Genomic DNA, 13194 nt, shown 5'->3' with positions numbered 1-13194 from the left:
TGATGTCATCGGCAACGCGAGCGGAGATGTCCCATCGATCCCTCATTGTGGATAGCTTTTGTCGGAACCGTCATTCTGATGCAGATGCCGCCAGGCCCCGACAGCATGCTGGTGATGGCCCGCGGCATCGGACAGGGGCGCGGCGTGGCGCTGTTCACGGTGCTCGGCATGACGCTGGGCGCCGGACTTGTGCAGCTTCCGCTGATTGCATTCGGCCTGTCCTCGCTTGTCCACGCCTCGCCCCTGGCGTTCAATCTGCTTCGATGGGCCGGGGCGGCCTACATCGTGTGGCTGGGTGTCCGGCTGCTGCTTTCATCCTCGGCAACCATTCCCACGGGTGACCTCAAGGCCCTGCGGCCGCTCGCCGCCGCCCGGGAAGGAATGATCGCCAATCTGAGCAATCCCTGGCCTTTGATGTTTATGGTTGCGTTCCTGCCGCAATTTGTCGATCCGCATAGGGGCTCCGTCACGTTGCAGCTGGTGCTGCTTGGCGCAACACAGAAGATAACCGGTGTGCTGGTGCTGGGAGCCTACGCCTTGGCATCGGGCGCGGCCGGCGCATGGGTCATGCGGCACCCTCGCGCAAGGCTTTGGCAGCAGCGGCTCGCCGGCTGTCTCATCATCGGCCTCGGCGTGCGGATGGTGATCGGCGGCGGTACGAGCCGCTGACGAAGCGGATGAACAGCCGGGCCCCACACTCGACTTTGGCGCCGCTGGACATTCCTTCAAAGAAGTCGCCTGAATGACAGGCTTCGAGACAAGCATTCTCTTCTTCAGGGGACGGAGCATTCGCTTGGATGTTCGGCTCCGCCGAAAGAACCCGCATGGGATGAAACGCCGTCGCGGGCCGGGACTGTGTCCAGGAACAAAAAGCCTGACCAGAGGTTCGAACTTGATCTCAATGCAGCTTGAAACGGCTGCTTCATCGGCATCCGATTGGAATGTTCGTCATGATTTCTTGCGTGGCCCCGGTAAAGACGCGCTTCAATGAACAAGCCACCTGAAGAGGGCCAAAGGGCAAGCGAGCAAAAAAAAGGTGGCGTCGTTCGGGCTCTCGGGCTTGGTTTGATCACCGGCGCGGCCGATGACGACTGCTCGGCCATCGGTACCTACGCGAGCGCCGGAGCCCGGTTCGGCCCCGACCTGCTGTGGACGGCACCTGTCACGCTGCCGATGATGTATCTCGTCGTCTACCTTTCATCCAAACTTGGCCAGGTTTCGGGTCGCGGGCTCTTCAAGGTCATATCGGACTTCTATCCGCGTTGGCTGCTATGGTCTGTGCTGGTGGGCGTACTGATTGGCAACACGATCGAGGCAGCCGCCGACCTTGGCGCCATGTCGGCGGCCATCGTGCTGTTCGTTCCTCTGCCTGCTCCCTTGGTCGTCATTGTCGTTGCGGTCGTCATTTTTGCCCTGCAGGTGTTCGGATCGTATAAATTGATCCGAAATGTGTTCCGGTGGCTGGCTCTGGCTCTGCTTGCCTATGTGGTCTCCGCGGTGCTTGCCAAACCGGATGCCGCCTCCGTTCTGCGTGGCACGCTATTGCCAAAAATCGAGTTCAGCCGCGAATACCTGTCCATCCTCGTCGCCATCGTCGGGACCACGCTCTCCGCATACCTTTACACGTGGCAGTCCAATCAGGAGGTGGAGGAGGAGATCGCCAAGGGTCGAACGAGCCTCGAAGAGCGCAAAGGCGCCACCGAGGGCGAGCTGCGCCGATCCCGCCGCGATATCCTAATCGGCATGACGTTTTCCAATCTGATCATGTATTTCATCATCCTTTCGACAGGGTCGACGCTCTACAAGGCCGGGCAGACGCAGATCGAGACAGCGGCACAGGCGGCCGAAGCGCTGCGGCCGCTTGCCGGAGACGCTGCCGGCATTCTCTTTGCGGCCGGTATAATTGGCGTCGGCTTTCTGGCCGTGCCGATCATGACCGCTGGCGCCGCTTTCGATTTCGCTCAGGCGATGGGATGGAAGAATAGCTTGCATGCCAAACCCCGGCAGGCTCCCAAATTCTACATCGTGATCGGGGTCATAACGCTGGTGGCGGTGGGCCTCAATTTCTTCGGCTTCAACCCGATGAAAGCTCTGGTCTGGTCCGGCATCGTGCAAGGATTTTCAACGCCCCCGCTGCTGCTTCTCCTTCTCATCATGACCAACAACCGCAAGATCATGGGTGACAAGGTCAACAGCACAAGCACGAACATCCTGGGTGGGGTGACGATCCTGGCGATTCTTGCGGCGTCGGCGGGGTTGGTAGCAAGCTGGTTCCTGTAGCTCGCCGGGTGGGAAGGATGTTCAGGCATGGTGGAACATCGGCGGTCAAATGTCGTTGAGACGTTTGTGGGAGAAATGAGGTTGTCCATGTCAAAGTTGCAGGCCGCCACTCCGGATCGTTTAAGGCAACTCAGGCTTGAAGCTTCAGCACATTTCGCTCCGTTGATGCTGAACGAGGCCTTGTTGCGCCTTTCCCATGCCTGCGGAGCCGACAGCCTCGACCGCTTCGAGAAAGCCATGGTTGATCAAATCGAGGCAGCAAAGGACGATCGGGCCGATTTCGAATCGATCAAGGAATTCGCGATCGAGCAGCTTTACGCCCTGGTCCGGAACGCCAACGATTCGCCAAAAAAGAAACAGGCACTTGAGAAGATAGACACGCGCAGAACGCCCGGCCGTTCCGAAGAACCACAGACGCTCGAGGACCAACTGCAGGCGGGGTTGGAGGATTCCTTTCCGGCGAGCGATCCACCCTCGGTGGTGTCCACGACCATTTCAGGCGGAGCAAAGAAGCTGGTCGGGACCGACGAGATCCTGGAAAAGCAGCGGCAACAAGCGTCCAGCAAGGGAGGCCGCTCGTAGATCGCGGTGCCGGCTGGTTTGGCGGCAACCAAGGCCCGCGCACACGCCAACGAAACAGCTGGCGCCATCGCATCAAAGCTTGACAGCCGCCTCCCGCGCCCAGAGCCGCAGTTTGCGGCATGACTGCACAAACGCAGTTACCGAAGCCGCCGAATCCAGCCGCGTCAACCCCTCATCGGCATCGGGAGCGACGCCTGCTTTGATCAGGAGCGGCTCGGCCCCTGTGGTGAAGCCGATGAACTTGCAGTGCGCAAACGCATCAGACACGAAATCCTTCGCAGCGGCCTCCTTGAGCAGCAGCTCGGCTCCCGCCTCGGAGAGGAGCAGCACCACCGCGTCGAACAATACGGATGGACCGCCGTCGATCATGTGCCTTGCCTCGATGTGAGTACCGTCGGCGGCTTCGACGCCGCCCACCTTGGGCGCAATCACCTCCATCACCGCGCCTTCCGCTTCGATGGCGGAACGAAGTTCCTCGAACAGCGCGACATCGGCTCCATCGCTGAGCATGACACCGACTTTGCGGCCTTCGAAACTGTCGGGCCCGTTTTGGATGATGCTGAGCGCCGGCGACGGCGGCAAGTCGTCGCGCGGCGGAACGGCGGCTTCGGCAGGTTCGGGCATGTCACGGATGCCGAGCTTGTCGGCTACGGTGGTCGCCAGCGTTTCATCGATGTTCAACAAATGCGAAACCATCCGATCGCGGATCGCCGGTGCCTGGACCTTGCTCAGTTCAAAGGTCAGCGCCATCGCGATGTGACGCTGCTCCGGTGGTGTCTGGCTGTTGAAGAATTGCCGGGCCTGGCTGTAGTGATCGGCGAAGCTCTCCGCGCGCAGACGTACTTTCTGCCCTTCTTCGGCATCGGCGAAAGAACGGAAGCCCCGCTGCGGATCCTCGCGCGGTCCCAGTCCCCATGAGTTCGGCTCATAATTGGCGCGACCGGCCGGGTTGCGCATGGCCATGTGCCCGTCCTGTTGAAAATGGGCGAACGGGCACTTCGGCGCATTGATCGGCAGATGGGTAAAGTTCGGGCTGCCCAGCCGTTTCAATTGGGTATCGAGATAAGAGAAGTTGCGGCCTTGCAGAAGCGGATCGTTGGAGAAATCGATTCCGGGCGGCACATTCTGCGTCATGAACGCCACCTGCTCGGTCTCGGCGAAGAAATTATCCGGCATCCGGTCGAGCACCAGCCGACCGACCGGAATTGGTTCGAGGACCTCTTCGGGAATGATCTTCGTTGCATCCAGGATATCGAAGTCGAAACTGTCGGCAAACGCCTGATCGAACAGTTGCACCGTCAACTCCCATTCCGGGAAATTGCCGGCCTGTATGGCCTCCCACAGATCGCGGCGATGGAAGTCGGGATCGGCGCCATTGATCTTGACCGCCTCGTTCCAGACCACCGATTGCATGCCGAGCTTGGGTTTCCAGATGAACTTGACGAAGGTGGATTCGTCCTTCGCGTTGACGAGGCGGAACGTGTGCACACCAAAGCCTTGCATGAAGCGGAAGGAACGCGGGATCGCGCGATCCGACATGATCCACATCACCATGTGCATCGATTCCGGCATCAGGCTGATAAAGTCCCAGAAATTGTCGTGCGCCGTCTGTGCCTGCGGAAAGGCACGGTCGGGCTCCTGTTTGGCAGCGTGGATCAGATCGGGAAACTTGATGGCGTCCTGGATGAAGAAGACCGGGATGTTGTTGCCGACCAGGTCCCAATTGCCTTCCTTGGTGTAGAGCTTGACCGCGAAGCCGCGCACGTCGCGGGCGAGATCGAACGAGCCCTTGTTGCCGGCAACCGTCGAGAAACGAACGAATGCCGGCGTCTTCTCACCAACTCGCTGGAAAATGTCGGCACGTGTGTATTTGGCAAGTGACTCGTAGGTCTCGAAAAAACCATGCGCACCGTAGCCGCGGGCATGAACGACCCTTTCCGGGATGCGTTCGTGGTCGAAGTGGAAAATCTTCTCGCGAAAGTGAAAGTCCTCGATCAGCGATGGTCCGCGCTCACCGATCCGCAATGTGTTTTGGTCGTCGGAGACAGGCGTTCCGAGCGCCGTCGTAAGGGCAGGCGTTTCGTCCCCCGCGATCTGGTGCAACTCGCCGCCATTTCCGCGCGCGCTATTCTGATCCAGTCCACTTGCCGATTGGCGAGCGGAGGGGCGAGCGGATTTGGCCATGACAGGTCCTCGATCGATACCGGAAGGTTGAAGTGGTCAAGCCATCAAACTGCCGGTGAGCGGCTTTGTTCCCGTAAAAAATGGACGCTGTGGAGACACCGCTGTCGGAGGAGCCGTGACTGCTGCGGCGATGGTGCGCGCCGATCGGATGACAGATATCTCCGCCTGCGCAGAATTTATGAAGAGTTGTCTCCAGCACGAGGAACGAACCAAACTTCCATGCATTTAGCTGGGGCTGCGTTCACACACTCTTTCTTCTGGGAGCTGGACCATTGTCATCCGGAGGCTGCCTTTTGGCCGACCAGGAAACCAATGAAGTTTCCATCGTTGACCTGATACCTGCCCTGCGGGCATTCGCGCGCACCTTCTGCCGCGTCCCTGACGACGCCGACGATCTCGTGCAGGAGACACTGACCAAGGGTCTCGCCAACATCGACAAGTTCGAACCCGGTACGCGCATGAAGTCGTGGCTCTTCACCATCATGCGCAACACTTATTACACCCGGGTCAAGATCGCTGCCCGGGAGGCGCCAGGACTGCTCGATTGCGCGTCTTCGAGACCGATTTCGGAAGCCACCCAGGAATGGACCGTTCAGAGCAGGGAAGTTCACGGCGCCATTCAAAGGCTGCCTGAACACCAACGCGAAGTCCTGATGCTGATCGGCGTTTTGGGAGTGAGCTACGAGGAAACCGCCGACATATGCGGTTGCGCGGTCGGGACGGTCAAAAGCCGCCTGAACCGTGCGCGCGCCAACATCCTTGAATTCCTTGGAGAGAGTTCGCTGGAGACATTGATGGAGAGAAGAAACCAGCTTTCGGATGGTCAGCTTGATGTCGAGGTCGACGGCCGCAGATAGTCAGTTCTTCACGTCGCGTCGACGTTTCTCGACGAGCGCGTTTTGCAATTCGATCGCCAGCTTGGTCAGGCGGTCTGGAATTTTTTCCTGCTCTATGGCGGCCAGCAGGGAAGCAATCTCCTGATCCACAGCCATCTCGACATGCGGATCCGCGGTATCGTCGCTCGAACGAGACATCACATTCTCTTGATAGCGGTCCCTTGATCCTAGTGTGGTGGCAAGCGCCTTGCATTACAAGGCGGTGTCCACCGCCAAGAAGCTCACCAGCGGCCCCTTGCACAGGTTTATTTCCTTGCAGCTCCTTCGTCGCCGCGGGCCATGGACGCGCTGCGGTGGCGTTCAGTCCTCAGGCAATCGGTCAGCGGCGTCACCCGGATATTGATCGGACTTGATCCGATTGCCGTCCTGCCCGCGCTCCTGGCCATGCTGCTTCTTGTCGCGATTCGACAAGACCGCGGTTTCTTCGATCTCGTCCTTCTCCGGGGAGGTCACCGCGCCGGCGCCGGCACTCTTGCCCGGCTGCTGCGGCCGAAATGTTTTTTACCGCCGGATGCCATGATATCCTCCTTCGAATCGGGGACACTCGTCGGTGCCCGTTGTTCGACGTCCGAACTGGCATCGGGCTGTAATGTTCCGCTTCACCCAGCGAGCAGAAAGGCGTCGCCATCCCACGACCGAAACGGCTTCTCGCCGTCGATGAGGACCCGCAATTGATGAGTTTGCGCCAGACGGCCGATATCATCGCGGTCTGAGAGAAGTGATCCGCGATAGGAATAGTTCAGCAAGGCGAGCCAGCCCGGCCGTTTCAGAACGCGCGCAATTTCGTCGAAATGCCGATCAGCCATGCCGGCCAGAACCAGATAGGGAAAGCTGTCCACCGCCAGCACGCAATCGAAACAGGCATCGGCGAATTCGGACAGATCGAGACCGGAGGTTTGTCGCAACTCGACATTGCCGAGTGCGGCGCATTGCTCGGAGGCGATGGAGATCATCCGCGGCGATATGTCGATGCCGACCATCCGCTTGAAGGATTTGCACAGCGCACGCTCGAAACGGCCGATGCCGCAACCGATGTCGAGGATGCTCCGTTCCCTTCCGGTGAATTCTCGCGCTTCCAGCCATGCAACGATTTCGTTGGTCGTGGCTGTGAGCCTTGCCTCATCGCCGAGGGATGCCAGTTGGACACTCGCGGCTCCCGAAATCGCTGCCGCGGCATCGAAGCTGGAGGCCAGCCGCCTGACGACAGCGACATTCGTCTCATCCTCATTGCGCTCATGCCGAACGGCGCCACCCGCTGCCTGCAACATGGCGAAGACGTCTGGCTTGCAGCGCAGCAGTCCGGCGACCTTTCGCAGCCTTGCTGCGTCGCCGGCATCCGCCGGCTGGACCTTCAGCACGACCTCCGCCAATTCCGCCGCTCCAATTGTGGGCGGCAGGTGGAGCGCCAGTCTGACGAGAACGCCTTCGGCGCAAATGCCATCGGCCACGCAGTCTTCAACCGCCAGCCTGACCGATGTCAGGCGCCGGGCGGCTTTCGGTGCGGTTACACTCATGCATCAACTCCGCGTCCAGACCCTGCGCATCGTCCACCTGTCGACGGCGCCCCAGCCATATTTATAGGCCTCCTGGCCGCGCAGGAAATCGAACTCGCGGGCATCTTCGCGGATCGCTTCCGCGATTGCGTGGCCAATCAGGATCGCGCCTGGGCTCTCCTCGGCATAAGCAGGGTCGAAGCCACCGAGGTAAGCATAGGCACGGCCGCGGTGGTGAAATCCGTAATAGGCGCCGACGGTCCCGCCATCGATCGCGAACAGCCAGCATCGCACCAGACCGTGAGCATCGAGCACGGGAAGTGAGAGCCGATGGAATTGCTCGACGGCGGCGTTGGCCAACACACCGCCTCCTTGTTCGGCCCAGCGCATATTGTGCAGGCGGATCAACTGATCGAGGAAGGTTTGCGGACTGCCGCTCGCCGACGACATCGCGATCCGGCCGCATCTTGATGCGGCTTGACGCGCCCGACGCAACTGGCGTCTGCGTCTTGCGGGGACGCAGCCTGCAAGCGTTTCGTCGCCGGCGAGGGCGAGCACGGGGCAGGCGGCGTGGGCGGTCGGCCAATCCATCTCGGGATGCGTCATCGCAAGGGCGACGCTGTCCTGCGGCAAGTCCGACAAGATCCATTGCACCCACCCGATCGAGAGGATCGACTCGGCGACAATGGCGACGACCTCGGCTTCGATCCCAGGGACAGCCAGAATGTCCAGGTAGTCGCTGAGCGAAATGCCGACCGGAAGCAGCTTCGAACCGGCGGTCCCATGCTCGAGATAGAGCGGCGCCAGCCCGACCAGATCGCCGCCGCGCCATACCGCGACCGTCGCCAGTTCACCGGGTGCGAATGCGTGCCACCACGGCACCAGCCAGGCGGGAGATTGAAACGGCGTCGCCGAGGGACTCTGCTGCCACAGTTTCCACCAGTGCGGCGTCAAGGCGTCGAATTGTGCGAGGTCACCGATGATTTCGCTGCGCAGCACAGCTTTACTCACGGCACCGCGGCGAAGCGCCGGCGACCACTGCCAAGCTGTGCCAGCGCCTGATAGGCGTCCATGTAAGACGAGATCATCCGTTCCAGCGAAAACCGCCGTCGCGCTTCGGCCCTGCATGTCTCGGCATCCAAGCTGGACGCCGCAAGAATGGCTTGGGCCATCTCATCGACCGTGTCGACGAGAAAGCCCGTCCTGCCGTGCTCTATGACATCGGGAAGCGCACCATTTGGAAAGGCGACCACCGGGGTACCGCAGGCGAGGGCCTCCATGGCCACAAGCGAGCTGGTCTCGGCTACGAGGCTCGGAATGACCAGACAGCGCGCTGCGTTGAGAATGCGTCGCTTGGCGGTGAAGCCGAGCGGGCCAAGGAAGCGGCGGCGGCCATCGAGGCGAGATTGGACCTCATCGCGAAAGTACCGCGTATGCGTTTCATAGGGATAGACCTTGCCGCCGATGACCAGCGGCACATCTGCCTGTTTGGCTGCGTCGAGCGCCAGGTGGACGCCCTTTTCCGGGCAAACCCGGCTTAGAACAAGGGCAAAGTCGCGCTTCGGCTGCAGCAGGGTCAGTGCTTCGATGTCAACGCCGTTTGGAATCGGCGCCGCCAGCCTGGCGCCTGATGGCGCGGTTTTCTGCTGGCTGGGCGAGACCGCATGGAGCCAGAGGTCACCGCGCGTCGGGCGCAATGCCGCGGCCGGATACCAATCCAATGGCAGGTGGAGGGTCACCAAGGTCGGACCATCGTCGGGCAGATAAGCGTCGAAATCAATGCCGTGCAGATGAACCACGTCGATGGGCCATCGGGCGCGGGCAGCCGCGATCGCGTCGCGATGGGCCTGTTGGGCGCGGCTCTTCGCCGCCTCGTCGAGTACGCCGTTTTCGGCCGGTATTTCCACAAGCGTGCCGCTCGTTCTGGAGCCTCGGCAGCCAATGACGATAGATCGATGACCGGCCTGAACCAGTGCCCGATCGAGCATCGACAGAACCTGTTCGGCACCGCCGACAGCGTCGGGGCCGACGGGTGCGAGAGGGTAGGCGACATTGAGGACGGTGAGCGTCGCGGCCGGTCGGGTCTCGTTGCCCTGCGCCGCATCTCCACCTGTCAACGGCGTCGCGGAGCCCGGCATCTGATGCATAGGCACCATGACATTTCACGCGGCCGAGGCCCGCTGCGTGGGGAGCGAGGCGGATGTCATGCCAGGCGCATAGCGGCGGATCATGGTTGAACAGAATTCCGCGAACTCCTCCGGCACCAGGGGGGGGCTGGTGTGGTGGGGCATCATTCCGCGGTGCTGAGGTGTGAAGCAGAAGGTGACCGTCACATCGAAATCGGCGAGTGCTTCCATCTGCCGGTCGAACCAGTCCAGCGCATTCGGCCGAAAGCTGTCCGCCCAGGAAAGCCCGGTACGCATATTGGTGACACCCAGCCGCTTCATCCAGGCGACGGCATCGTCCAGCCGCGGGTCTTCGAAATGAAACCACTGCACCAGGCCCATTGCAGGTGCATGGCGCAGGAATTCCTCCAGCGCGGGCTTTGGCGTGCCGTCCTGGCGCAGCAGCCCCATATGGAAATGCCGGTAATAAGACGAGCCCTCGGCTTCGCGGTGCCGCGTCGTTGCTTCCCATTCACGCGGAAGATCATAGAGGCTGTACCACTGGATGCGTGGCGCATTGCCGAGCAGCAATTCAGCTGTGCGCTTGAGCCCCCAGACTTGGATTTCCTCGGCGCCGAAGGTCGATACGCCGACTTCGCTGACCCAGATGGGAAGGTCGGTGACGGTCGCGATCTCGCCGATCTTCTGCGGCCATTCCTGGATCTGCCACAGATTCCAGTCGAGGGGAAAGCCGTGCACGGCGACGGCATCTACATGATCCAGCACGCCGAATTCCTTCATGCGGGTGATGAACCCCGGATCTATCGGCGAGATGCCGCCGAGCACTTTGGTCAAAGCCGGGTTTTCAGATGCGATTGCGTCCGCCGACAGGATCGCCATCCTGGCAAAGCGGCTCCAATCAGGGTCGAGTTCCGGGTCCCAATGCGATTTGTTGTTGGGCTCGTTCCAGATCATCGCGGCTTCAATCATGGCGCTGTCCTTTCGAGGGGTAGACGGGACCGCCACTGGCCGGGTCGCCGGCGGCGCGGCAGAAATAGACCTCCTGCTCCGGATGCAGGACGATTTCAAATCCGGCGCTGCGCAGCATCGCTTCGGTGCAGGCGCGGTTGGGAATCCACCAGTTGGTCGGGTCATCGGCATAGCGGTGCTCGATGAAATGGAGCTTGGGAAATTCCGGCCGGTCGAACAGGTCATGCGTCCAGAAATGATAGTTCTCTTCCATCTCGGGCAGATCTGTGCTGCCGCGCTGCATGGACTGGAAGATCATCAGGTCACCGGCGACATGCTCACGGATAAGGTCGAGCGCGAGCAAGGGGTGGCGCAAGTGATAAAGCACCCCCATGAACAGCACGATATCGAATGTTTCGCGCAGGGCGCCGACATCGTAGACCGAAAGTTTCTGGAATTCGATTTCGCAATTGGCGATCTCGGCGGCAAAGCGGGCCTGCGCCAGATAGGCCTCATCGAAATCGATGCCGAGGACACGGGCAGCACCTCGCCGTTTCATCTCGATGGAATAGAAACCGGCATTGCAGCCGATATCCAACACCGTCTTGCCTGTCAGATCCGCGGGAATGGCCTCGGCGAATTTGCGCCATTTGATCAGCGGATAATTGCCGAGAAAATGGTTGGGAGCGGTTTCGACACCCGCCAGTTCCATGTTGTGGAACCATGGGCCGAGAGCATCGATACGGCGGCGGATTTCGGCATGGGAATGCAGCATGATCAGGCTCCTTCGCCGGGAACGACAGGCACATGCGAACGGGCACCTGGCATAATCGTGGCGGTTTGGTGATGGACGGGTGCGGCGCCGTCCTCGAGCAGCCGCAGAGCCGTGCGATAGCCATTGAACGTGCCGACATCGACATAGGCGGACCCAGCCTTGACGCCGGAGGCTTGACCTCCGGCCGCAAGGTAGGCGTTGACCAACGTGCCGATATATTCGTCACGGCATTCCCGCTCGCGCCAGAGTGCCGCAAGCTGATGCAGAATCTGGCCCGGCATCTTGAACGCACCCCAAACCCAGTTCGTGCCGGCATCCTGTTGCTTGACCTGGATTTCGATCACGCGCTCGTGGTCATCGACAATGACGGCGTCGAAGAATTCCGGACGATCCACCGGGAAGAGCAGAAATGAAAGCTGATCGTCAGGCAAATGACAGAAGCCATCCTCGGGAAACCAGATCGTGTCGGGAAGGCCGACCAGGACGACCTCATTGGGCGCGACGAGAGGAGCTGCCCGAAAAATCGCATCGCAAAGCCCAACCGGATTGGGCTGCACCACGAAGAGAGCCGCGGCGTCACCATAGCCGGCGGCGTAATATTCGAGGATGTCGGATTTGCCCGATCCAATGATGAAGCAGATCTTGTCGACGCCGGCGCGCACCATCCGCCGCACCAGATACTCGCTCACGGCGCAGGGACGCTCGGTCTGCCCATCGATCCGACTGCCGACCGGCAGCAGCTCTTTGGAGAAGCCGAGCGGCTGAATGCGGCTGCCGCGCCCGGCAGCGGGCACGATGCCCAACATCAGACTGCTTCCATCATCGGTTCGCCGGGAGATCTTTGAAAGGCGTCGTTTAGAATGTGGTCCAGCTCCGCCGCGCGCCGGGCAGAGGTGTGTTCGTCGAGAACCCGTTCGCGCGCTCGGGTTTTGATGGCATCGAGTTCTCCTGCGGGTAAGGCGAGCGCCGCGACGACGTCATCGGTGTCGTGGGCCAGCAGGATCTCGCTGCCGGGTTCGAAGAAGCTGCTTAGGCCCGGCCAGGTGTCGGTTATGATCGGCACTCCACATGCCGCAGCTTCAAACAACCGACCTGAAGGGCACCAGCCCTTTTGCGCCATCGCCTCGCGGGTGACATTCAGCGTCAGACGAGAGGATGAGAAAAACGCCGGATGATCGGCCGGCGGAAGGTGCCTGACGAAGAAGATGTTGTCGCTCCACGGGAATTCCTGCGGGTATTGTGCGCCGCCGATGACGAAGCGCTGGTCCGGCAAGCGCGCAGCTGGGCGAACCAGCAGATTTTCGACTGCTGCCTGGCGATCTGGCGCATAGGTTCCGAGATAGGACAAATCGGCCCTGAAATCGGCTCGCGGCGCTGCCGGCCGGTGTTGGTCGGGATCGACATGCCCATAGAGCGGCACCACGTGGTGCGCACCCAGCACCGACTTCAGCGCGTCGATCGCCGGGCCGCCTGTGTAACTCAGGACGAGATCGAAATCCGCAAGACCCTCGGGGCCGAAATAGGGTGGACGCTCACCTTGTTCGATGCGGGCAAGCGTGACCGGAGTGTCCAGATCGTAGAAGACACGCACTCCGCGGCCTGCCTGCTGCGCCAGCCGCGAGGCGTCCACCGCGTCGGGACAATAAGAGGTGACGATCACGACATCCGATCGTTTGATCGTTTGCTCCGCGACCCGGCGGATGTCCTCCCAGTCCGGGTAGAGCACGACGTTGCCGCCGTCCAGATGATCGAGATCGCGCGTTCCGGCATAGTAGGGTGTGTCGCGTTCGAAGAAGGTAATGGACCAGCCGCGCCGGGCGAGGGCTCTGATCAGTCCCCTCCATAAAGTGGCATGGCCGTTACCCCATGAAGACGTGACGGTAAGACCGAAAATGACCATCTGCATCCGG

14 protein-coding genes are annotated in these 13194 nt (G+C 61.0%); 4 read left to right on the top strand and 10 right to left on the bottom strand.

Annotated elements, in window-relative coordinates:
- Positions 1-78 precede the first annotated feature (78 nt).
- From NKK51_RS05290 to NKK51_RS05280, 3 genes are all read left to right on the top strand, one after another.
- Entirely contained in the window at positions 79-669 is a 591-nt protein-coding gene (locus NKK51_RS05290; protein ID WP_352551597.1) for a LysE family translocator, read from the top strand.
- Between the two features lie 318 nt (positions 670-987).
- The gene (locus NKK51_RS05285) at positions 988-2280 is read left to right on the top strand and encodes an Nramp family divalent metal transporter (protein ID WP_128303878.1); all 1293 of its coding nucleotides are present in this window, start codon (positions 988-990) and stop codon (positions 2278-2280) included.
- 87 nt (positions 2281-2367) lie between these two features.
- Positions 2368-2862: a hypothetical protein gene (locus tag NKK51_RS05280; RefSeq protein WP_352551595.1), complete on the top strand. Its 495-nt coding sequence runs from the start codon at positions 2368-2370 to the stop codon at positions 2860-2862.
- Positions 2863-2934: 72 nt separating this feature from the next.
- Here the strand turns inward: NKK51_RS05280 and katE are convergent, their stop codons facing one another.
- Positions 2935-5046 (bottom strand): catalase, encoded by a 2112-nt coding sequence (gene katE, locus NKK51_RS05275; protein ID WP_352551593.1) that lies wholly within the window; start codon positions 5044-5046, stop codon positions 2935-2937.
- Positions 5047-5339: 293 nt separating this feature from the next.
- Here katE and NKK51_RS05270 point away from each other — a divergent pair, with 293 nt between their 5' ends.
- Positions 5340-5903 (top strand): sigma-70 family RNA polymerase sigma factor, encoded by a 564-nt coding sequence (locus tag NKK51_RS05270; RefSeq protein WP_127292180.1) that lies wholly within the window; start codon positions 5340-5342, stop codon positions 5901-5903.
- Here the strand turns inward: NKK51_RS05270 and NKK51_RS05265 are convergent, their stop codons facing one another.
- From NKK51_RS05265 to NKK51_RS05225, 9 genes are all read right to left on the bottom strand, one after another.
- Complete coding sequence (locus tag NKK51_RS05265) at positions 5904-6080, bottom strand: hypothetical protein (RefSeq protein WP_127292183.1); 177 nt, start codon at positions 6078-6080, stop codon at positions 5904-5906. It abuts the gene before it with no gap.
- A 162-nt stretch (positions 6081-6242) separates the two neighbouring features.
- Positions 6243-6395, bottom strand: coding sequence for a hypothetical protein (locus NKK51_RS05260; RefSeq protein WP_352551592.1), 153 nt, complete (start codon positions 6393-6395; stop codon positions 6243-6245).
- 146 nt (positions 6396-6541) lie between these two features.
- Positions 6542-7456 (bottom strand): class I SAM-dependent methyltransferase, encoded by a 915-nt coding sequence (locus NKK51_RS05255; RefSeq protein ID WP_352551590.1) that lies wholly within the window; start codon positions 7454-7456, stop codon positions 6542-6544.
- A 3-nt stretch (positions 7457-7459) separates the two neighbouring features.
- Positions 7460-8434 (bottom strand): GNAT family N-acetyltransferase, encoded by a 975-nt coding sequence (locus NKK51_RS05250; RefSeq protein WP_352551588.1) that lies wholly within the window; start codon positions 8432-8434, stop codon positions 7460-7462.
- Positions 8435-8442: 8 nt separating this feature from the next.
- Positions 8443-9573: a glycosyltransferase gene (locus NKK51_RS05245; protein ID WP_352551586.1), complete on the bottom strand. Its 1131-nt coding sequence runs from the start codon at positions 9571-9573 to the stop codon at positions 8443-8445.
- Positions 9574-9597: 24 nt separating this feature from the next.
- Positions 9598-10530: a glycoside hydrolase 5 family protein gene (locus NKK51_RS05240; RefSeq protein ID WP_023809485.1), complete on the bottom strand. Its 933-nt coding sequence runs from the start codon at positions 10528-10530 to the stop codon at positions 9598-9600.
- Positions 10523-11284, bottom strand: coding sequence for a TIGR04290 family methyltransferase (locus NKK51_RS05235; RefSeq protein WP_013533206.1), 762 nt, complete (start codon positions 11282-11284; stop codon positions 10523-10525). Before NKK51_RS05235 ends, NKK51_RS05240 begins: the two co-directional genes overlap by 8 nt.
- A 2-nt stretch (positions 11285-11286) precedes the next feature.
- Positions 11287-12090, bottom strand: coding sequence for a sugar phosphate nucleotidyltransferase (locus NKK51_RS05230; RefSeq protein WP_023809483.1), 804 nt, complete (start codon positions 12088-12090; stop codon positions 11287-11289).
- Positions 12090-13190 (bottom strand): CgeB family protein, encoded by a 1101-nt coding sequence (locus NKK51_RS05225; protein WP_352551585.1) that lies wholly within the window; start codon positions 13188-13190, stop codon positions 12090-12092. Before NKK51_RS05225 ends, NKK51_RS05230 begins: the two co-directional genes overlap by 1 nt.
- Between the last annotated feature and the right edge of the window lie 4 nt (positions 13191-13194).

Source organism: Mesorhizobium sp. M0011, from assembly GCF_040324155.1.
Taxonomy (GTDB): domain Bacteria; phylum Pseudomonadota; class Alphaproteobacteria; order Rhizobiales; family Rhizobiaceae; genus Mesorhizobium.
This window is presented reverse-complemented; position numbering and strand designations above follow the sequence as displayed.